This is a genomic window from Paenibacillus sp. 7516, assembly GCF_002272715.1.
GTDB classification, from domain to species: domain Bacteria; phylum Bacillota; class Bacilli; order Paenibacillales; family Paenibacillaceae; genus Paenibacillus; species Paenibacillus illinoisensis_A.
The window spans coordinates 345,833-367,543 of sequence record NZ_NPBI01000024.1; the positions used below are offsets into that span (position 1 = coordinate 345,833).

Genomic DNA, 21,711 nt, shown 5'->3' on the forward strand with positions numbered 1-21,711 from the left:
TCCTTTGTTTACGAAGAAAAGTGTTCTTGTTCTTACAAGAATGCTTTTCTTTTTGTTTTTTTATAACACATCACACATTTCAGGAGGAATTCAGGATCATGATGAAAAAGTGGGTTAGCGGTTTGGCAGCAGTGGCAATGACATCGGTATTACTTGCAGGTTGCGGCAGCAGCACGGATGATGCGACAGGTGGATCAGGCAGCGAGGGAACAGCAGCGAACAAACTGGTGATCTCCACTTGGGGCTTTTCCGAAGATTTCTTCAATGAAGAAGTATTTGGTCCATTCGAAAAAGAACACAATGTGGACATCGTGCTTGAGGTCGGTAACAATGCTGAGCGTCTGAACAAAATCCGTCAAGGTACATCGAATGTCGATGTTATTTACCTCTCCGACTACTATGCACAACAAGGTATCGATGAAGGTCTGTTTGAGAAAATCGATCGTTCGAAAATTCCGAATATTAATGATATTTACGATATTGCCAAAGCACCACTTGGCGAAGATTATGGCCCGGCTTACACGGTTGGACAGCTTGGTATCGCCTACAATCCTGACCTCGTTTCCAAAGAAGTGACTTCATGGAGTGATCTGTGGGATCCGGCATTTGAGAATAACCTGACGATCCCGAATATTACGGCAACAGCAGGACCAATGGTCGTGGATGCAGCTTCTCGCGTAGCCGGAAACGATACATTTAATGAAGATGCGGCATTTACGAAACTGAAAGAATTGAGCGGCAATGTTGTTAAATTCTACAGCCAAACGTCCGAGTTCGTGAACATGTTCTCGCAAGAAGAGATTGCAGGCGGACCGATCATGGAAATGTACTTCAAGGATCTGAAAGCAGCTGTACCAAATGCGAAATTTGTTGCACCTAGCGAAGGCGCATATGCAGTGATGAATACAATCAACGTGGTGAAAGGCAGCAAAAATAAAGAACTCGCCGAAGAATTCATTAACTGGCAGCTGAGCCAGGATGTACAAGCGAAGTCTGCCAAAGCCAAAGTGGATTCACCGGTAAACACCAAAGTTGAATTGACTGCAGAAGAAGCAGAAGGCGTGACGTATGGCGCTGACGTGGTTGAGAAGCTGAACAAGCTGGATATGGAATTCGTGAACCAACAAGCGAAAGCTTGGACTGATCGTTGGAACCGTGAGATTGCACAATAAGAAACATTGGATAGAGCTAGATAAGAACGACAGATAGCGACTTATCGGAATGAATAACCTTTGCAGCAAGCATGATGAATGGTAAGGAGTGGAGAACGTATGAGTGAGGCGTTACAACGCATCATCCTGGATGTAGATACGGGTATTGATGATGCGCTGGCCATTTTGCTGGCCGTCAAGAGCCGGAAGCTGGACATTCTCGGCATTACCACAGTCTGCGGGAACGTATCGCTCCAGCAGGCAACGGATAATACATGCAAGATTCTTGAACTGGCGGATGCGTCTGATATTCCAGTGATTGCTGGAGCGGCCAGTCCGCTCACCCGCCAATCCCATTATGAACATCGGGTACATGGACAGGATGGATTGGGCGGAGCACTGCCTGATCCAGCCGTGTCCAAGCAAGCGGAAGAGGGTTTTGCGCCGGACTATATTATAGAGCAAGCCAAGCTGTATCCGGGTGAACTCACGCTGATTATGACTGCGCCATTGACCAACCTGGCACTTGCCTTGCTGAAGTGTCCAGAACTGCCTTCTTTATTGAAGGAAGTGATCTTCATGGGTGGGGTTGTTCGCGGACATGGCAATATTACACCGACGGCAGAGTACAATACGTATGCTGATCCGGAAGCTGCACGCATTGTTCTGCATGCAGGCATTGAGAAGCTTACGCAGGTTGGCCTGGATGTCACGCGTCAAACGCTGCTGAATGAAGCTACGATTGAGCGTCTCACAGATCCTGCGCTGCGTGCGTACGTGGCTCAGAGCACAGAGATTTACATCAACCGTTACGAACAAATGAACGGCATCCGGGCTTGCGCTCTGCATGATCCGCTGGCAGTGGGCGTTGCCCTTGCACCCGAACTGGTAGGACGCCAATCGTATTACGTGGATGTCGAGACGGCCAGCCGCCTGTGCGATGGCCAGATGGTATGCGACTTTCAAAACCGTTTGGGCCAGAAGCCTAACACGCTTGTCTGCGAAACGGTGGACGCGGAAGCGTTCCTTGAACTTTTTATTAACGCATTAAATGCGTAGCTATGATCTTTACGGAATTTGGGTTCAGTCTAAAATCAGTCCTTACGTATTTCGCTGCTAGTGGAGGGGACGAAATCGATTCTGTAGAAGCGAAGCGTTCGCCTTTATCCTTGGATTTTTCCTTCTATAAGAAGGAGATCAAGAAAATCCAAGAATAACAGCGATCGAAAGAACGATTCGGACCGGAACGGTTGGTGCGATTCACGTAAAGCACTATTTTTGAAATGTGTCTAAATGGGACGTAGGAATAAAACCATCTTATAAGTCAGGAGTACCGCGATGAAGAAATCAGTAATCTACTGGCTATTGCTGCCGGGGTTCGTGTTTTTGGCGGCATTTATGATCATTCCGATTGTCCTGACGATCGGATCAACGTTTTTCCAGGAAAACTCCTTCACGTTTGAAGGATACATGCACTTTTTCAGAGACCCTTACTTTTTGAAAATATTGCTTACGACGCTGCAGGTCAGCGTGGTCACCACCCTTGTCTGTGTGGTGCTCGGATTCCCGACAGCTTATTATATTTCGCAGAAAGCGCCGCGCCGCAAAGGTATCCTGCTGGCACTGGCCATTTTCCCATTGCTGACGAGCCCGGTGGTACGCTCGTTCAGCTGGATGATCATTCTTGGACGCAAAGGTCTGATCAACAATGCACTCGTTGGCCTGGGCATCGTGGATAAACCGCTGGATATTCTGTACACGCCGGCAGCCATGATGATTGGTCTGACTCACCTGTTCCTGCCGCTCATGATCATCTCTCTGGTCGGTGTGCTTGAGAACATCGACAATGACCTGCTCAAAGCGGCACAAAGTCTGGGAGCTTCTCGTATCACGGCATTCCGCCGGGTCGTATTCCCGCTGGCTGTGCCAGGGCTTGTGATCGGAGCCGTGCTTGTATTTGTCGGAAGCCTCACGGCGTATACGACACCCGCACTTCTTGGAGGCAAGCAGCGAGTTATCGCCACGTTCCTGTATCAAAACGCCATGACCCTTAACGACTGGTATCTGGCCTCGGTCGTTGCCGCAATTATGATTGTCATCACGTTTGTCGTGGTCGGTGTCATGAACAAAATGGCCAAAACTTTAAATCCGAAGGGGTAGACACAAATGCGGGAGAAACATATCGGGCTGGGCCTGTTCAGTCTGCTGGTCTTTATCTTTCTGCTGGGCCCGCTTCTGATCATATCGGTCACTTCGTTTGAACCGGGAACGGTACTCAAATTTCCGCCGGAAGGCTTCTCCTTCCGCTGGTACGAAAATATTTTTAACACAGGCGGTTTCCTCCGCACGTTCCAGACGTCCATCATCATTTCCCTGCTGGGAAATCTGCTGGCGCTGATTCTCGGAGTACCGGCTGCCTATGCACTCAGTCGTTACGATTTCAAAGGCAAGTCTGTGCTGAATGCATTGTTCCTGTCCCCGGTACTCATTCCGGGAATCGTGCTTGGTTTTACATTGATGAAATATCTGATCGTGATCTACCATCTGCCGATGTATCTGGGCCTGCTGATCGGTCACACGATTATCATGCTTCCATTTATCATTCGCGTCATTGCTTCCAGTCTGTCGAGCTTTGACTTTGCCGTGGAAGAAGCTGCACTGAGTCTTGGCGCGGGACGGGTAAGAACGTTCTTTCAGATCGTGCTGCCCAACATTCGTTCGGGGATTCTGGCGGCTGTGCTGATTGCCTTCCTGGAGTCGTTCAACAACGTGGATATCTCCGTGTTCATGACTGGACCGGGGGTAAGTACACTGCCGATTCAGATGCTGACGTATGTTGAGAACTATTTTGACCCGACAATTGCAGCTATTTCCGTGCTGCTGATGGTACTGACCGGACTTTTAATGTTCGTGATCGAACGGATCATGGGCGGATTTTCATACTTTACTAAACGTTAATTGGAGGCGCAGAACGCTATGGCATTGCTGACATTGGATCGCGTATCGGTGGCTTACGATAACCAGACGATCCTGAAGGATTTTCAATTGGAGCTGGAAAAAGGTAAGCTGCTCTCCCTGCTCGGACCGAGCGGTTGCGGCAAAACAACTACGCTGCGCCTCATCGCCGGATTCCTGGAAGCAACACAGGGCAAGTTTATGTTCGGCGGCAAGGACTATACGAAGGTTCCGGTAAACAAGCGGAACTTCGGATTTGTATTTCAGAGTTATGCGCTATTCCCGCATCTGTCTGTCTATGACAACGTGGCCTTCGGCCTGCGGATGCGCAAGGTAAAAGACAAGGATATCTCAGCACGTGTTATGCGCATTCTGGAAGTGGTGAACCTGAACGGCTTCGAGAAGCGTTTTCCGCAGGAACTGTCCGGTGGACAGCGGCAGCGGGTGGCAATTGCTCGTGCACTCGTGATTGAGCCGGATCTGCTGCTGTTTGACGAACCGCTCAGTAACCTGGATGCCAACCTGCGACTGAACATGCGGGTGGAGATCCGCCGAATTCAACAGGAGCTTGGTATTACAACGCTGTATGTCTCCCATGACCAGGAAGAGTGTTTCTCGATCTCGGATCAGGTAGCCATCATGAACAAGGGCGTTGTCGAGCAGCTCGATCGCCCGGAGACCATTTTCAAATATCCGGCAACGGAATTTGTAGCCCAATTTATTGGATTCCACAACTTTATTGAGTTTGCTGAACGCAGTGATGCAGGAGACCAGATCTCGCTAAAAGCGGGAGGTCGTTTGTTTACGGCAACAGCCCATCCCGGAACAGCACGTCCCGGCGCTCGCAAAGGTGCAATTCGCCCGGATGATCTGATTGTCAGTGGAGATACGTCAGCGGATCTGGCCAATGCTTTGCCAGGTATCGTGAAGGTGAGTACGTATCTTGGACGCAGCTATCAATATGTGATTGAGACCGAACTCGGTGATTTTACGGCGAACCAGGAGATGGAGACACCGTACCTCAGCGGGCAGCGTGTCAGCCTGATTTTCCCGCAGGACAAGCTTGTCCTCGTTGAATAGAAGTAATATTCGTGAATAGCAGCAGGAAGCAGAAACAGAAGCAGCAAACGCAGCATGCTGCATGATTGGAAATGCAGCATGCTCAAAAGAAGGAGATTATGCCCCATGCGTGCAGATCAACTGATTGTGAATGTAAATGTGTATAACAGTTATTATAAACGGTTTGAATTGAATAACGTCGCTGTACTTGACGGCCGATTCATGTATGTCGGACCCGGCGGTCCTGAGCTGATTCAGGCAGACGAAGTGATCGATGCGCGGGGAAGATACATGATTCCTGGCCTGATCGATATTCACCTGCATATTGAGAGTACCATGGTGACGCCGGCTACGTTTTCCCATGGCCTGATTCGCTGCGGAGTAACGTCCATTGTAGCGGAACCGCATGAGATGGCCAATGTGTTCGGACTGGAAGGTGTGCAGGAGATGATGGCTGCGAGTCGTGAGACCATGGTCAACATGTTCTATGCCATCCCGAGCTCCGTTCCGGCAACGCCAATGGAAACGACGGGCGGATCTATTGAGATCGAAGATATGGATGTACTTCTCGCAACCGGAGAGATCATCTGTCTGGGTGAAATCATGAACTACGTGGATGTCATCCGTGACCCGGAATGCAAGACCAACCAGATTCTCCAGCATATTCGCCAAAATTACCCGGATCTCGTGATCGAAGGTCATACACCGAAGTTGCTAGGGCTGGACCTGCACCGACTGATCTATGCAGGTGTGGACTCGGATCATACCCATCAGAGCATTGAAGGACTGCAGGCGCGGATTTCAGCAGGCATGTTCATTGAGATCCAGGAGAAATCGATGACCCCTGAGGTTATGGATTACCTGATTCAGCATGATGTAGCTCAGCATTTCTGCTTCGTGACGGATGACGTTATGCCGGACTCCCTCGTGGAACGAGGTCATCTGGATCATATTGTGCGTAAGGCCATTCAGATGGGCATGCGTCCGGAAGATGCCATTTACGCAGCAACGTCTACACCGGCATCCCGAATGAAAATGACGGATCGGGGCAGTATCGCCCCAGGCAAGGTGGCAGATTACGTTCTCGTATCGAATCTGGAGACATTGGCAATTGATCAAGTGTACAAAAATGGCCGGAAAGCTTATGACGACTACGAACCGTATAAGCAGGAACGGATGACGGGGCAGTTCCCGCCCCATTTCTATAACAGTGTACAATTGGACAAGCTGACAGGAGAGGACTTCACGATTTCATTGAGCGATCCCAAAGTTAGGGAAACTGCTAATCAGGCGGAACAAGATTCATTCAACTGCCGTGTAATGATGGTGAAGGACGGCTCAACCTTTGTGGAAGAACATATCGCAGAGGTTCAGGCAGCGAATGGCGAACTTCAGTGGGAAGATAGTGGATACGGACAGATAGCTACCTTTGAACGATATGGTGTGAACGGCAATCGGGCACATGGTTTGATCGGTGGAGATACGATTAAACGGGGAGCCATCGCAACGACATATTCACATGATAACCACAACCTTCTGGTCGTGGGTCGCAATCGTGAAGATATGATTCTGGCAGCTAACACGGTCATTTCGAGCCAGGGTGGGTTCTGTGTGGTAGAGGATGGCAAAGTGCTGTCTCATCTGGAACTGCCTGTAGGCGGCATTTTGACAGAAGAACCGCTCGCGGTTGTGTCTCATCAAGTGAAGGAACTGCGGAAAGCGATGCTCTCTCTTGGTTATGTGCACTATAACCCGATCATGTCGATCAGCACCCATTCACTTGCTGTGAGCCCTGCGCTGAAAATTACAGATCACGGTTTGATTGATGTGAATGCAGGCAAGGTTGCACCGTTGGTTGTAGAGTGAATGGATAGTTCATTCAATTGAAGAACGTGAATAGGTAGGTATACTGTAGAAAGAGTGCAGTATATCTACCTTTTTTGCAGTTGGGTTAAGGCGAGATACATTGATCTTTCTTTTCCGCCTTCAATGTCCATTTTTACGCTTCTTCATTTTTATGAGCATGACTGCGTGATACACTGACCTTATTGCACACCCCGTCATCGGGATTACGATTAACAGATAGCTGGAAGACGGTTTGGCATCGTAAGTATAATAGGCGTAGACTAGTACGAGTGCAGCAACCACGAAAAGAATGAGGTTCAAGACTAAGCTATAGATATTTTGGTTCTTTTCTTTCGGGTATGTGGAGAATGTCATGCAGTTTGGCTGCCTCCTTGCAAATTCGTTAAAGGGTTATTGTATCATTTATTAAAGTTTATACCCATAATATTCTAATCGTTTATTAATTTTATAAATGAAATATAGCTCACATAATTGAAGATAGAGAAAGGGGTCCATTATGTTATCCAAAGACCACACTCAAAAAGCCATATTTTTTGATGTAGATGATACATTGTATGACCACTTGCAGCCGCTTAGAGGAGCACTGCAAGAGGTTCTTGGTTTAGCCGATGATGTTCCATATGCCGAGGTTTATCACCGATTCCGCTATTACAGCGACTGGTTGTCCGATCAGGAGGGTCTTTCTGCCATTCCAGAAGCGGAAGCCGTGGAACGGATGCGCAGACGCAGATTTGAACTGACGATGAAGGAGTTTGGGGTACCTTTAAGCGAGGGACAGGGTGAGGCGCTGCAAGCGCAGTATCTGAGCAGACAGTTTCAGATTCAGCCATTTGAAGGTGCTTATGATCTGATGAAGAGCCTTATGGCAGACGGACACTTTGTAGGACTCATTACAAATGGTGAGGGAAGACATCAGAGACGCAAGCTCGAAGCACTGAATGTGTTTGACCTCGTTCCCGAGGAGAGAATCTTCATCTCAGGAACCATCGGGTATGCCAAGCCGGATCGGCAATTGTTCGAACATGTGAATAAACAGACAGGCACAGATGCTCGCTCCAGTTATTATATCGGGGATTCATGGCGTAATGATGTAGTAGGTGCGGTAAATGCCGGATGGAATGTCATCTGGTTCAACCATCGGGATGCTCTGCCGGAATCGAATCATCAGCCCCATCATGTGGCTCGTGATTATAATGAAATAACTCGCATTCTTACATCCGAGTTTGTTCTACAATAAAGAGTGCTATATGTGTTCTTGCAGCCCTGTTTGCCTTACTTAGGTACGCAGCAGGGCTTTTTGGGTTGTGGAAAATGTGAGGATGATCGCTGCATATCAAGTGAATTCGAGGTATAAATGCTGTGTGTAATCTTACAAATAGCAAGATCCCGCTTCTATTGGAAGATGAAGTGGAACTTCATGGAATCTTCATTTAGAAGAGTAGGGTGAGGCCTTCACAAAGTAGGAGGGTGGTGCTATAATTAAAACAAGATTTAGATTAAGTCTAAATTAAAGAAGGAAAATGAATCGGATTTACTTGACCTTACATCAAATTATATTGGTATACGAGAGGGGAACCTATCCATGAGCACAATTCAAACTACAACGAACACTATTGCAAACCACACCGCAGCATTGCAAGACGTCCTGAACCGCCAGATTGCAGGCTGGTCTGTATTGTATACGAAATTGCACCATTTCCACTGGTATGTTCAAGGACCACATTTCTTCACTCTGCATGCCAAATTCGAAGAACTGTATAACCTGGCTACGGCGAACATGGATGAAGTCGCAGAACGCTTGCTTGCTATTGGTGGGCGTCCGGTAGCTACGATGTCCGAACAGCTTCGTTTGTCTCCAGTTGATGAGGCACAGGGACAGTTGTCTGCTGAGCGTATGGTAGAGTCTGTGGTTGCTGATCTGCGCACCATGGTAGAAGTGATAGAGCAAGGCATCCATGCAGCAGAAGCAGCAGAGGATAACGCAACGGAAGATATGCTGATTGGCTTCACAGCGGCATTGGATAAAGAAATCTGGATGTTAAACGCATTTCTGGGCAAATAAGCTAAGATAACCCGCATCCTGACAAACGATATGTAGAGTCCGTGAACAAAGTCCCCGTTCGCTTACAAATCCGGTGTGCTTGCCGTATAATAATGGCATTCGAGAGACACAGATTGGTGGAATGAATGATGCGGACAGACCTGGATCAATTGCAGGGAGAAGCTGAACGGTTTATATATACATGTTATGAAGAGCTGGGCCATTCGCGAGAAGATGCGGAGGCCCGGCTTATTGCTGTTCATCAGGAGATTGTAGATACGGGCACTTATGTGCATACGACCGAAGAACTGGAGCACGGCTGCAAAATGGCTTGGCGGAACAGCAACCGCTGTATCGGACGATTGTTCTGGGACAAGCTGCGGATTGCGGATGCGCGTCATGCAGACACAGCCGGAACTGCTGCGGAGGCCGTAATGAATCATATTCGCGTCGCGTCCAATGGCGGTAAGATTATCCCGATGATTACGATTCTTCCGCCGAATGGGCCAAGTGGAGCTCCAGTGCGGATCTGGAACCACCAGCTCATCCGTTATGCCGGATACGAGACGGAACAAGGTATCATTGGAGATCCTGCATCCCTGGAACTGACTAAGGCGGCCATGTCACTTGGCTGGCAAGGGGCAGGGGGAGATTACGATGTATTACCGCTCATTATTCAGGCGCAAGGACAAGCTCCCGAGTGGTATGCTGTACCCCATGAGGATATTGTAGAAGTGAACATTGAACACCCCGAGCGAGCTGAAATTGCAGAACTCGGCATGCGTTGGTATGGTGTGCCGATGATTGCGGATATGCGGCTTGAGATTGGAGGCATCTCTTATCCGGCTGCGCCGTTTAACGGCTGGTATATGGAGACCGAAATTGGTGCACGTAATCTGGCGGACACCTTCCGCTACAATAAACTGCCTGCAGTGGCAGCAGCACTCGGACTGAACACATCCAGCGAAACGACGCTATGGAAGGACCGCGCACTCGTTGAATTGAATGTAGCCGTACTGCATTCCTTCAAGAAAGCAGGCGTCAGCATGGTGGATCACCATACGGCGGCGTCTCAATTTGCTTTGTTCGAGCAGAGGGAGGCAAAGGCAGGGCGTGAGCTGACTGGAGACTGGGTCTGGCTGATTCCCCCTGTTTCTCCGGCAACGACGCACATTTTCCACAGCTCCTATCGCAATGAAATCGTGAAGCCGAATTTTTTCCGTCAGGAACCAGCGTATACACTAGATGGAGAACCATCTGGAGCTGAACCAGAGAATGTTGAACAACAGCATACGGATGTCAATCACCATCGGCCGCAGGCTGGAGATTCATCCCTGAGATGCCCGTTTGCACACTAGGTGCGAGCGGGATGTTTTTTGCTTTTAGCTCCACATATCGCCTCTTTAATAGGAAGAAAATAAAAGGATAAGGACCGCCCACTCATGTGAGCGGTTTTGTACGTTACCCCTGTTTCGCTCTGTACCTGCTCCGCATCACCGCCTGAACGGCAATAGCCGCAGCGATCAGCACCAGATTGAACACAAACACGGCGTATAGCGAAACGTACTCTACAAGCAGCGCAGCAATCAGAGGAGAAATGATGGAGCCAATCTCCGCTGCAGAGACGATTTTGCCAATGACCTCACTTCTGCCTGAATCAGGGATGTGGTCCCCGATATGAGCGAAAAAGGAATCCATGTAACAGGCCCCGCCAACTCCACCAATCAGCATGCCAACATAAACCCATGCATAAGAAGAGGTGCTTAGAAAAACAACCACTTCAATGCCGATCATCAACATGCCGAGCATGCAGAGCAGCAGTCGATCACCCATGCGGTCGGATAGATAACCGGCTACGGGTGCAGCAGCCAGCGTGGAGATCCCAGCCACGGTAAAAGCCAGGCTGGTCGCAAATGGGTCCCAATGCATCATGTGGGCCGCATAGAGGGCGAAGTATGTCAGAAATACCGCATAGGCACTCATCTCAAGAAAGTGTACCGTACCGTAACCAATTAACTGCTGCCGCTGGGTTAGCCCTGTCCGAGACCCTGCATGGGTATCATCGAGAGGAGTACTGGATGGTGGAGAAGCAGCAGCCGTATCGTGCACAGCAATATCGTTTATGGCGGTATACTTAGCTGCCGAAGGGAGGAGTTTATTCTCATAGGCATTGTTTATCGGAATGTCTGGGTCTGCCCCTGCCCCTGAGTCCAGCTCTGGCATTTGCTCGCGCTCATCGGCTGTAAACTTTTGTTTAGATTCTGGCCTGTTCCTGATCCCCATAGCAGTTCCCATGGCTATCAGGCAGCATAGCGTAACGAGCAGAAATGGAACCGATAACGGCCAGTGCAGGGCAAGCCAGCCGCTAATCACCGGCCCAAGCACCATGCCTCCACCTTCACTGCTGCTGATATATCCATTGTACAGACCGCGGTTATCCGCATTGCCCCCATCCCCGATAATGGATCGGACGATGACCGTAAGTCCGGTGGAAGCGAGTCCCTGCAGCAGCCGCAGCAGACCGAACAGAAGCGCAGCAGAAGAGACAGCGAAGCCGCCCATACAGACCGCGAGAATGAACAGCATGACGATTAGCGCCCTTTGACCTCCCAGCTTACGGTAGAGTGCCGCAGCCGGAACCCCTCCAATGACTTTTCCAACATAAAAGAGTGCAAAAATAACCCCCATCATCCAGCCGGACAGACCGAATTCCTCAATAAATAAAGGAAACAGGGGGAGGATCATGAAACCGCCCATCTGACTAAGAAAACAAATAATCATCAGCAAAGGCAGGTTACGGCGAATGTCCACGTTCGAAGACTCCTTTCCTACGAACTCAGGTAAGCTCAAAAACCCTCCAATCGCCTTATAGGATGCGTAGATATCGACATATAAACGTAATGTATGCAGGATTTGTGAAAATAAGAAGAAAAGACACTCTGCGTTTACATCAAAACCATTGCGGATATAGCTGAATCATATATAATAGATGGGATTTGTAATAATGAAGCGTTTATAGAAAGTGTACAGGGTAAGTTGTACCTCAAGTTTAAGGGGGCGAGATGAAACATGTCAGATCAACAACCAATTATCCGGTTCGACCGGGTGACCCAGCAATACGATCAGGATGAAGCCGTATTGAAGGAAGTCAGCTTCGAGATTGAGCGGGGTAAATTTTATACGCTGCTTGGCCCTTCGGGTTGCGGCAAAACGACGATATTGCGGCTGATTGCCGGCTTTGCGGAGCCGACTCAGGGCAGCATTTATTTTAACGGAGCATTGATCAACCGTGTTCCTGCCCATCAGCGCCAGGTTAATACGGTATTTCAGGATTATGCGTTATTTCCACATTTGAATGTATTTGAGAACGTGGCTTTCGGTTTGCGGATCAAAAAGATGAAAACGGCTGAAATACGCAGCAAAGTATTGGAAGCCCTCAAATTCGTCAACCTTTCCGGGTATGAGAACCGCGAGATTGGCGAAATGTCCGGTGGACAGCGTCAGCGGGTCGCCATTGCACGTGCAATTGTCAATGAGCCTGAGATCCTGCTGCTGGACGAGCCGTTGTCTGCACTCGATCTGAAGCTCCGGACCGAAATGCAGTACGAGCTGCGTGAGCTGCAGCAGCGTCTGGGCATTACGTTTATTTTCGTTACGCATGACCAGGAGGAGGCGCTGGCCATGTCGGATGAGATTTTCGTTCTGAACGGCGGCGTCATTCAGCAGAGCGGTACGCCGAATGACATCTACGATGAACCGATTAACCGTTTTGTGGCTGACTTTATCGGTGAATCGAACATCGTACCCGGCAAGATGAAGCAGGACTTCGTGGTGGAATTCGCTGGTGCACAGTATGAATGTGTCGACCAGGGATTGCAGCCGAACGAGCCGGTTGAGATCGTGATCCGTCCGGAGGATCTGGAGATTACGACCGAGGATCAAGGCAAGCTGAAGGTCAATGTCGACTCCCAGCTGTTCCGCGGGGTGCATTACGAGATTTCGAGTTATGACGATGCAGGCAATGAATGGCTGGTACATTCCACGAAGAAAGCAGTCGTGGGCGAACGTATCGGGCTGTATTTTGATCCGGAGGCTATTCACGTCATGCGCTTCAACGAGACCGAAGAGGAATTCGACAAACGACTCGAAGCCTATCAAGAGGCCGTCCATGCAGAGTAAGGCGAGTACACGCAATGCGTATCTGATTCCATATGTATTATGGATGGTGCTGTTCGTCGTCGCTCCGGTACTGCTGGTTGTCTATTATTCGTTCTTTGATGTAGAGGGCAATTTCACATTTGGCAACTATGCCCGCTTCTTCACGCCCGTATATATGCAGATGACACTGAGTTCATTCTGGTATGCGCTGCTGATTACGGTGTTTGCCCTGTTGGTTTCGTATCCGACGGCGTACCTGCTGACCCGGACGAAGCACAAGCAGCTGTGGCTGCTGCTGATCATTTTGCCTAGCTGGATCAATCTGTTGTTAAAAGCCTATGCCTTCATCGGCCTGTTCGGAACATACGGCCTGACCAACTCCTTGCTTGAAGTGATTGGCATCGGTTCACAGCAGATTCTCTTCACCGATTTCAGCTTTATCTTCGTTTCGGTGTACATCTTCATCCCGTTCATGATTCTGCCGATCTTCAACGCGCTGGAAGAGATGAATCCTTCGCTGATCTATGCGGCGAGGGACCTCGGGGCTTCATCCTGGCTGACGTTTCGCCGGGTCATCTTCCCGCTGACGCTCACTGGAGTCAAATCGGGATGCCAGGCTGTATTTATCCCTGCGTTGTCCCTCTTCATGATCACCCGCCTTATTGCGGGTAACCGGGTTATTACGCTAGGAACAGCCATTGAACAGCATTTCCTCGTCACCCAGGACTGGGGGATGGGGTCGACGATTGCCGTCTTTTTGATTATTGCGATGGCGATTATTATGTTTCTGACCGGATCAGGGAAGAGGGAGGTGCGTAATGGGAAGAAACGGAAAGCTGTCTAACGTTTATCTGGCTGTCGTCTTTGCGATCCTGTACGCACCGATTGCGTACCTGATCTTCTATTCCTTCAACAGCGGCGGTCACATGCGTAACTTTGAAGGGTTCACACTGGAATGGTACAGGGAAGTATTTGCCGATACCCGGCTGCTGATCATTGTACTGAATACCTTTATTATCGCGCTGCTGTCATCGGCCATCTCGACGATCCTTGGCGTGGCCGGAGCCCTCGCGATCTATCATGTGCGGCGTAAACGGACCAAGAATACACTGCTATCACTCAATAACGTATTGATCGTAAGCCCGGATGTCATCATCGGTGCATCCTTCCTGATTTTGTTCACCATGATCGGGATCAAGCTGGGCTTCACATCGGTCCTGCTGTCCCATATCGCGTTCAGCGTGCCGATTGTGGTCATCATGGTGCTGCCAAAACTGCAGGAAATGAGCCCATCGCTGATGGATGCGGCTCGTGATCTGGGCGCAGGCTCATGGCAGATCCTCACACGTGTAGTACTGCCATACGTTAAACCGGGGATTTTCGCCGGATTCTTCATGGCACTGACGTACTCCCTGGATGACTTCGCGGTAACCTTCTTTGTAACGGGGAACGGGTACTCGACGCTATCCGTAGAGATCTATTCCCGGGCGAGACAGGGTGTGTCGTTGTCCATTAATGCGCTGTCGACACTGCTCTTCCTGCTGACGGTGCTGCTGGTTATTGGCTATTACTTCATTAACCGCCGCGCTGCACGGACACCTGCCGGAAGGGGGCTGCGTCCATGAAGCAACTGGTACGGACATTTGCGATTGTATTTGTGGCCGCCTTTGCCCTGATGATCCTGGCCTCCTATCTCAACAAGAGTCAGGGATACTCGGGCGGAAACACGCTGACCATCTACAACTGGGGCGATTATATCGACCCGGATCTGTTGGCGGAGTTTGAAGAGGAGACAGGTATCAAGGTCATCTACCAGACGTTTGACTCCAATGAAGCGATGCTTACCAAGATTGAGCAAGGTGGAACGACCTTTGACGTAGCGATTCCTTCCGAATATGCGATTAGCAAAATGAAAGAAGAGAACCTGCTCGTTCCACTCGATCACAGCAAATTAACCAATCTGGACAATATTGATCCTGATTTCCTGAACTTGTCCTTTGACGAAGGCAATCAGTATTCGATTCCGTACTTCTGGGGAACGGTGGGGATTGTATACAATCCTGAGCTAGTTGACGGATTGACGTTTGAGAGCTGGGATGACCTGTGGGACCCACGTCTGAAAAATCAGATCCTGCTGCTGGATGGTGCCCGTGAAGTCATCGGGATGGGGCTGAACAGTCTGCACTATTCCCTGAATGACACCAATGAAGACCATCTGCAGGAGGCGCTGGCGAAACTGTCTACCCTGACGCCTAACGTCAGAGCCATCGTCGGTGACGAGATCAAAATGCTGCTGGCTAATGAGGAAGCGGCGGTTGGACTCGTCTGGTCTGGAGACGCTTCGGAGATTATGGATGAGAACGACAAGCTCGATTACGTGGTGCCTGAGGAAGGATCGAACCTCTGGTTCGATAATATGGTCATTCCGAAGACGGCAAGCAACATTGAAGGAGCACACCAGTTTATCAACTTTATGCTGGACCCTGATCATGCCGCACGTAATGCCGAATATGTCGGATATTCCACACCGAACGCCGAGGCGCTCAAGCTACTGCCAGAGGATATCTCCAGTGATGAGCGGTTCTATCCGGATGATTCCCTGACAAGCAAGCTGGAAGTGTACGATAATCTGGGTAAAAAAATGCTTTCGCATTATAACGACCTGTTCCTTGAGTTTAAAATGCACAGCAAATAATAATGATTGGCATACAGGTGCCGCACGAGCTTCATATTAGGCTGTATCGCACCTGCATATATGCTTTTAAAGTCAAAATCCCCTGAATCCATTTAAAGGATCAGGGGATTTTTTCTGACTACCCACACTCCAAGCAAATAGCTCAGGTTGTTGCCATAACGGGTTTACACATAACGGAGAGGACAGAACAAACTGTAGAAGCGAAGCGTGCGCCTAGAAACTTTCTGAAAGAAAGCTACTTCGGAAGCATACGCTATTCCCGGATTTCTCCCTGTCGAAGGGGGAATCAAGGAAATCCGGGAATAACAGCGATCGAAAGTTGTCCTGTCATCGGAGTGGTCTAGTGTAATCCCAGCCCTTCAGCTTATACCACTACATGTTTCTTTTGCGTCCCACGATTAACCAAGCCCCGCCCATAATCAGCACAATGGCCACGAACGGCTGAATGAAGGACATGCTGCTCAGCATCGAACCGATGGACATCACCGTGAAGAAGAGCAGCGAGATCACTGTCAGGATGTTGATAGGGATGAGCAGCCACTTGTTTCGTCCGCCAAACCAGTACAATTCAAACAAACCTAAAGCAACCGCAAGGATAAAGCCAGGCCACATCGTGCTCCAGTTACCAAAGAGCATGGCGATCTGGCTAACTACGCCGGCAGTCAGCAAAATACCGCCCGGTACAAGCAAGCCAACCCCTCTACCAATCATGGAGAAGTACAGCCAGTGGAAGAACAGGCCGAGCGGAATAACGAACAGGGTAGGCCAGAAGTTGGCGAAGATCGTACCCGGACCGAGTGAACCTCCCTGGTTCAGAATCAAGTACACGCCCAGCAAAATGAGTACAGGCGCCAGGATCGTACGTTTAGCCATGATATCTCTCCTTTTCATCGTTTCATTAGCGTCGTTCCGAACAGACATGAAGTCTTTTTTCTCGTTACACACAGCATACCATGAATTGGAATTATCCATCCTCGGTCTTTGGCGTTAAAAAGAACCTAGACTTAAGTCTAGGTAGGGACCACATGGTGACTTTCATCATCAGGCCTTAACTCGTGTGCTTTCTACATAGGTGACCAATTTTGTATTCAGGTCAGACCCGCCCGGTATTGCCCTGGCGTCTGTCCAGTCCACTTTTTGAAAGCATTCTGAAACGCACTCTGTTCGGAAAAATGAAGGGCATAGGCAATTTCACCGACAGAATACTGTCCTTCCCGCAAATAATTCAGGGCAAGCTCCTTCCGTACCTGAACGGAGATTTCATGGTACGTCGTACCTTCTTCTCGCAACCTGCTTTGAAGTGTGCGAATGCTCACGCCGAGATGTTCTGCGGTGTGTTGTAATGTGGGAAAGGAGGCAGGAAGGCTGTCGATCAGCCAGCGGCTGACCTTGCCGGAGAACGTATGAGAAGGCTGCAGCAGAGCCTTGCTTTTCTCGGCCATCGTTTCAAACACCTGCAGCATTTTCGCATCCGAATAGAGCACAGGCTGACTGAGAATGTCTTTGTGCAGACGCAGCAGATTATGGGGATCCCCGAATTGGGGAGCTGCGCCGAACATGTCAATGTAAGGGCGGAGGTCATCCGTATGATCCGGAGCCTCATGGCTAAAACGAACCTCTTTTACCGGTACCGGACAATTCGCGAGCTTACGGATCAGATACAGAACGGATATGGTCATGTCTTCCACGCAATGGCGGGACATCTGCTGCGGCGATTGCAAAAATAGACGAAGGACCACATCCTGCCCCTGAATTTCCCAATCCAGATTGAAGCCGCTGTACAGAATGATGTTATACCGCTGATATGCGGCGAGGGCATCACCAATGGTCTGGGAATGCATCATCACGTAACCGGGAAGGCCCAGATCTGCGAAGTCGAGCAGGGTACCTTGATTAAGGCCAAAATACACATCGTTTGAATATACAGAAGCTTGCTGCATTATCCGTTCCAGTGCTTCGACCGGAACTCGGGCGTCAGCATGTTCCAGGACGGTCGAATCGAAATCGGCATATTTGAAAAATGCTTCGGGTTCAAACCCTTTGTGAACAAGAGTTTTCATCAATGGATACAGCAAGGAAATGGATACTCCGATATTGTGGTTGTTCATGTACCTCCATTTGCGCGAATTAGCAACATTTTCGGCGCCCTCGATCATTTGTTTAGATGTAAAGTCACCTTATGATGGGGATACGCCAGCTTCTTCGGCTTTCATTTATTATACAGGAGGAACCCAAGTATGAAATCCAATATTCTGGTGATTAATGGCCATCCGGATCCCGAGAGCTATTGTAGAGCCTTATCTGATGCTTATATTCAAGGTGCCCGAAAATCCGGCAGTGATGTGAATTTGCTTGATTTGAACCAAATGCAGTTTAATCCGAACCTTAAATACGGTTATCGTAAGCGGACAGAACTTGAGGAGGATCTGGTCAAAGCCCAGGAATTGATCCGTCAAGCCGATCATTTGGTGTTTGTGTATCCGCTCTGGTGGGGGACGATGCCGGCTATTCTGAAAGGGTTTTTCGATCGGGTATTCCTGCCGGGGTTTGCCATGAGCTACCGGGAAGGCTCGCTCCTGTGGGACAAATTATTAAAGGGAAAGTCCGCTCAGCTCATCGTGACGATGGATACACCCCGCTGGTATTACCGTTTGATCTACAGGCAAGCCGGGCACCGGATCATGAGTTCAAATATATTGAAATTCTCCGGTGTATCACCGGTACGGGTTACGGATATTAGCCCGATCAAGGGATCTACCGAAGCATTCCGGATGAAATGGCTGGGGAAAATCGAGGAAATGGGGGCCAAACAGGGAAAGAGATGATGGTAAGGTACCAGCTCCGGCGATAGGGACTAATTCTACTATTCCAATTGATGTCCTGTATCCAAAGACAATGGTTGAAGATTATTCGTTGAACATGCAGCAAGCCCACTCCGAAGAGTGGGCTTGCTCAGTTTGGATATACAATAAAAAGGCGTTATTTTACAACATCCGAATGTTTCTTGCCCCAGCTGTTCACCCCATCATCTTCGATAATGGAAATGGCTGCATCGGCAATATCCGGATTGGTCATCAATTTCTCCTGAATACGGAACTTGATATCATCGGCTTCGGCCAGGGACAGGCCTTTGGTCAGCTCAATCAGTCCTTCAACATGATAATAACGGCCTTCCTGGATTATACGCATCATCTGGATATCGGCCACATGGGAGTCTGCCAAGATCGTTTGGGACACCTTGTCCTCGATATCCTGTGGTGCAGCTACACCAATCAGTCCAATCATATTGTCATATCCGACGCGGAAGGCTACGGCAATCATCAGACAGCCAATCAGGGTAGTCACAATGCCATCCAGCAATGCGAAATTGGTCAATGCAATAACAACGACAGAGACGAGGGCAAGTGTTGCTCCGAGTACAGCTACCACATCTTCGTAGAACACAAGGCGTGTCGGCGGTGCAGCGCGTCCTACGTTTTTGATCGCTGCCGGAACAAGGGAGAAACCGGACGCCTTGGGCGCACGTGCTTCCACGAGAATTTCCTTCATCGCTTTAATCAAAATAGCGCCGTCAATCACAATGTTCAAGATGAGCACGCCGATGTTGATCCAGAGTCCGCCTGAATGACCCGCAGGGTGCTGCAGCAGATGAATGCCTTCATGGATCGTTTCGTAAGCCATAATCGTAACCACGATGACGGCAATCATACAGAAGATGTTGATGACCCGTCCAAAACCGGTCGGGAAGCGGCGTGTCGGTTTTTTCTCGGATAACACACTTCCGACAAAGACGAACCCCTGATTGATGGCATCGGCGAGCGAGTGCATGGCTGAGGCAAACATGGCCCCACTGCCACTGAATAGAAAGGCTCCTCCTTTGCACAATGCAAGTACGGCATTACCTGCCATAGCTACAGCCGAGGACGTATTCCCCTTTTTGACGAGAGACATAAAGCTCTCTGACTTTGCTTGATCAGCCACGTTGATTGTTCCTCCCAGAAGATTTGATAGGTGTAAAATTTAAGATTCTTAGTTACATCTTGTGCATTTCCACTAAATGTTATTATAACCCGCTTTACATATCCCAGCATTATGCAAAAAAGGCCATATTATAATATGGACAAATTTTAGGGTCTTGAATAAGGAAGAATCATAGATATTTGATTCAAACAAAAGGCATGAAAAAAAGCACTCCTAGGGAGTGCCGATTGTTGAATTCCTTGCGTTCAGCGATGAATATTGCTGCTTAAACTTTCTTATTCAAACTTCCAACAGGACAAGCTTAGATTGCCGTATTGATATGCTTTGAATAACAGGGATGCCTTCTTGGTCTGATCGCCAGCTCCCATAGCCAGCAGCAGGGGAACAAAATGCTCTGGTGTAGGGACTGCAGCACGAGCGGATGGTGCTACCTTGTCATAAGCGAAGAGGGCTTCCGTATCCCACTGGACAAGCTTGTCCTCCAGCCATTGGTCAAACTCCATGGCCCAGGAGTCCACGCCGTTACTTTCCCAGTTCAGCTGGCGCAAATTGTGGACTGTACCGCCGCTGCCAATCACAAGGATATCCTGTTCGCGAAGTGCAGCAAGTGCTTGACCGATCTGATACTGCTGCTCATTCGTCAAGTAGCGATTCACGGAAAGTGCAATGACCGGGATATCTGCATCCGGGTAGAGCAAGCGAAGAACAACCCAGGCACCGTGATCGAGCCCGCGCTCGGAATCAGCCTCAGTGGGAATGCCAGCTTCTTCAAGCAGACGAAGAACATCTGCTGTTGTCTCTGCGTGCCCATGAGCCGGATATTTGATCTGATACAGTTCCGGTTGGAAACCGCCAAAGTCATAGATTGTCTCATATTGAGCCGTAGAGGATACAAGTTGAGTTGCGGACTCCCAATGGGCGGAGAATAAGACGATGGCTCGCGGTTTGGGCAGATCCTGTCCGAGTTTTTGCAGGAATTCGGTATAAACATTCTCCTCCAGTGCAAGTGAAGGCGCACCATGGGCGATAAAGAAGGATGGCATCATTATGCATTCAGTCCTTTCGTATGGTCAGCAGTCAGTTCAGCATCGCTGCGAAGCCATAATTGGAATTGATCGTAAAGCTCTGCGGTGACGTGATGTCCACCAGAATAAGGAACGTAAGTTACACTGCGAGCATGTTTACGGAAATAATTCGCATTGTCTTCACCCAATTGCAGGGGAAACATGTGATCCTGGTCTCCATGGGAGATAAATACGGATAACGATGTTCCAGGCTCTATTGGGTATTCGTCTTTTACAAATTGCGGAATGTATCCGCTCATGGCTACGATTCCTTTGATAGCATCACCCATGATCAAGGAGAGCGTCATCGCCATAATGGCACCCTGACTGAATCCCGCAATATAACGTCGAGCCGGGTCAATGGCATATTCAGAGGACAAATCTCCGATCAGCTGCTGCAAGCCTTGAACCGAAGCGTCAAACAGCTCACGAATAGGATTACCAATGCTTTTAATTTGAAAATAGGCATAACCGCTCCCCTGAACAAGGGGTCCCCGAACAGCTACGATAATAAAATCGGATTGCAGAGGTTCCATTAGACGAAGCATATCCTGCTCGTCCGAACCCATACCATGGAGGGCAAAAATAACGGGATATTGCTGATCTGTATTGTAGCCCGAAGGCAATCGAACTTCATAAGTAAATGAGGTATTCATTGGAATCACCGCCCGAAGAAAGTTATATGATAATAGTTCACTAATATGAAATAAATATTCTTATTGATGAACAAAATTTATCATG

At 49.0% G+C, this 21,711-nt stretch carries 20 protein-coding genes; 14 read left to right on the top strand and 6 right to left on the bottom strand.

All coding sequences use genetic code 11. The features are described from left to right. The first annotated feature begins 101 nt into the window (after positions 1-101). From CHI14_RS21155 to CHI14_RS21200, 9 genes are all read left to right on the top strand, one after another. Positions 102-1,172 (top strand): ABC transporter substrate-binding protein, encoded by a 1,071-nt coding sequence (locus tag CHI14_RS21155; protein ID WP_095291295.1) that lies wholly within the window; start codon positions 102-104, stop codon positions 1,170-1,172. 99 nt (positions 1,173-1,271) lie between these two features. Further along, the gene (locus tag CHI14_RS21160; protein ID WP_095290984.1) at positions 1,272-2,210 is read left to right on the top strand and encodes a nucleoside hydrolase; all 939 of its coding nucleotides are present in this window, start codon (positions 1,272-1,274) and stop codon (positions 2,208-2,210) included. Between the two features lie 279 nt (positions 2,211-2,489). Beyond that, positions 2,490-3,311, top strand: coding sequence for an ABC transporter permease (locus CHI14_RS21165; RefSeq protein WP_095290986.1), 822 nt, complete (start codon positions 2,490-2,492; stop codon positions 3,309-3,311). Positions 3,312-3,317: 6 nt separating this feature from the next. After that, positions 3,318-4,109, top strand: a complete 792-nt coding sequence (locus tag CHI14_RS21170) for an ABC transporter permease (RefSeq protein ID WP_095290988.1) — start codon at positions 3,318-3,320, stop codon at positions 4,107-4,109. 18 nt (positions 4,110-4,127) lie between these two features. Continuing rightward, positions 4,128-5,186: an ABC transporter ATP-binding protein gene (locus CHI14_RS21175; RefSeq protein ID WP_095290989.1), complete on the top strand. Its 1,059-nt coding sequence runs from the start codon at positions 4,128-4,130 to the stop codon at positions 5,184-5,186. 105 nt (positions 5,187-5,291) lie between these two features. Continuing rightward, positions 5,292-7,031, top strand: a complete 1,740-nt coding sequence (locus CHI14_RS21180) for an adenine deaminase (protein WP_095290991.1) — start codon at positions 5,292-5,294, stop codon at positions 7,029-7,031. A gap of 496 nt (positions 7,032-7,527) precedes the next feature. Further along, positions 7,528-8,268 (top strand): HAD family hydrolase, encoded by a 741-nt coding sequence (locus CHI14_RS21190; protein ID WP_095290995.1) that lies wholly within the window; start codon positions 7,528-7,530, stop codon positions 8,266-8,268. A gap of 345 nt (positions 8,269-8,613) precedes the next feature. Further along, positions 8,614-9,093: a Dps family protein gene (locus tag CHI14_RS21195; protein ID WP_095290997.1), complete on the top strand. Its 480-nt coding sequence runs from the start codon at positions 8,614-8,616 to the stop codon at positions 9,091-9,093. Between the two features lie 128 nt (positions 9,094-9,221). Beyond that, a complete protein-coding gene (locus CHI14_RS21200; protein ID WP_095290999.1) occupies positions 9,222-10,430 on the top strand; it encodes a nitric oxide synthase oxygenase in 1,209 nt (402 codons plus the stop codon). A 103-nt stretch (positions 10,431-10,533) separates the two neighbouring features. On the opposite strand, the gene CHI14_RS21205 is transcribed toward CHI14_RS21200, so the two are convergent. After that, positions 10,534-11,883, bottom strand: a complete 1,350-nt coding sequence (locus tag CHI14_RS21205) for an MFS transporter (protein WP_095291001.1) — start codon at positions 11,881-11,883, stop codon at positions 10,534-10,536. A 258-nt stretch (positions 11,884-12,141) separates the two neighbouring features. Between CHI14_RS21205 and CHI14_RS21210 the strand changes: the two genes are divergently transcribed. The 4 genes from CHI14_RS21210 to CHI14_RS21225 are packed head-to-tail and all read left to right on the top strand — an operon-like array spanning position 12,142 to position 15,925. Further along, complete coding sequence (locus CHI14_RS21210; RefSeq protein ID WP_095291002.1) at positions 12,142-13,251, top strand: ABC transporter ATP-binding protein; 1,110 nt, start codon at positions 12,142-12,144, stop codon at positions 13,249-13,251. Further along, positions 13,241-14,074, top strand: a complete 834-nt coding sequence (locus CHI14_RS21215) for an ABC transporter permease (RefSeq protein WP_095291004.1) — start codon at positions 13,241-13,243, stop codon at positions 14,072-14,074. Before CHI14_RS21210 ends, CHI14_RS21215 begins: the two co-directional genes overlap by 11 nt. Beyond that, positions 14,049-14,855, top strand: coding sequence for an ABC transporter permease (locus CHI14_RS21220; RefSeq protein ID WP_095291005.1), 807 nt, complete (start codon positions 14,049-14,051; stop codon positions 14,853-14,855). The genes CHI14_RS21215 and CHI14_RS21220 overlap by 26 nt, the downstream gene beginning before the upstream one ends. Continuing rightward, positions 14,852-15,925: an ABC transporter substrate-binding protein gene (locus CHI14_RS21225; RefSeq protein ID WP_095291007.1), complete on the top strand. Its 1,074-nt coding sequence runs from the start codon at positions 14,852-14,854 to the stop codon at positions 15,923-15,925. The genes CHI14_RS21220 and CHI14_RS21225 overlap by 4 nt, the downstream gene beginning before the upstream one ends. Positions 15,926-16,297: 372 nt before the next feature. Here CHI14_RS21225 and CHI14_RS21230 read toward each other — a convergent pair whose 3' ends face one another. After that, positions 16,298-16,798, bottom strand: coding sequence for a hypothetical protein (locus CHI14_RS21230; protein ID WP_095291009.1), 501 nt, complete (start codon positions 16,796-16,798; stop codon positions 16,298-16,300). Positions 16,799-17,013: 215 nt separating this feature from the next. After that, positions 17,014-18,033, bottom strand: coding sequence for an AraC family transcriptional regulator (locus CHI14_RS21235; protein WP_095291011.1), 1,020 nt, complete (start codon positions 18,031-18,033; stop codon positions 17,014-17,016). Positions 18,034-18,162: 129 nt separating this feature from the next. On the opposite strand from CHI14_RS21235, the gene CHI14_RS21240 reads away from it, so the two are divergent. Further along, positions 18,163-18,750: an NAD(P)H-dependent oxidoreductase gene (locus CHI14_RS21240; protein ID WP_095291013.1), complete on the top strand. Its 588-nt coding sequence runs from the start codon at positions 18,163-18,165 to the stop codon at positions 18,748-18,750. Between the two features lie 154 nt (positions 18,751-18,904). Here the strand turns inward: CHI14_RS21240 and CHI14_RS21245 are convergent, their stop codons facing one another. The 3 genes from CHI14_RS21245 to CHI14_RS21255 all read right to left on the bottom strand — a co-directional run bounded on the left by CHI14_RS21245 (position 18,905) and on the right by CHI14_RS21255 (position 21,626). Next, positions 18,905-19,906 (bottom strand): cation diffusion facilitator family transporter, encoded by a 1,002-nt coding sequence (locus CHI14_RS21245; RefSeq protein ID WP_170948212.1) that lies wholly within the window; start codon positions 19,904-19,906, stop codon positions 18,905-18,907. 275 nt (positions 19,907-20,181) lie between these two features. Then, complete coding sequence (locus CHI14_RS21250) at positions 20,182-20,952, bottom strand: DODA-type extradiol aromatic ring-opening family dioxygenase (protein ID WP_095291014.1); 771 nt, start codon at positions 20,950-20,952, stop codon at positions 20,182-20,184. Further along, positions 20,952-21,626: an alpha/beta hydrolase gene (locus tag CHI14_RS21255; protein WP_095291016.1), complete on the bottom strand. Its 675-nt coding sequence runs from the start codon at positions 21,624-21,626 to the stop codon at positions 20,952-20,954. Before CHI14_RS21255 ends, CHI14_RS21250 begins: the two co-directional genes overlap by 1 nt. Between the last annotated feature and the right edge of the window lie 85 nt (positions 21,627-21,711).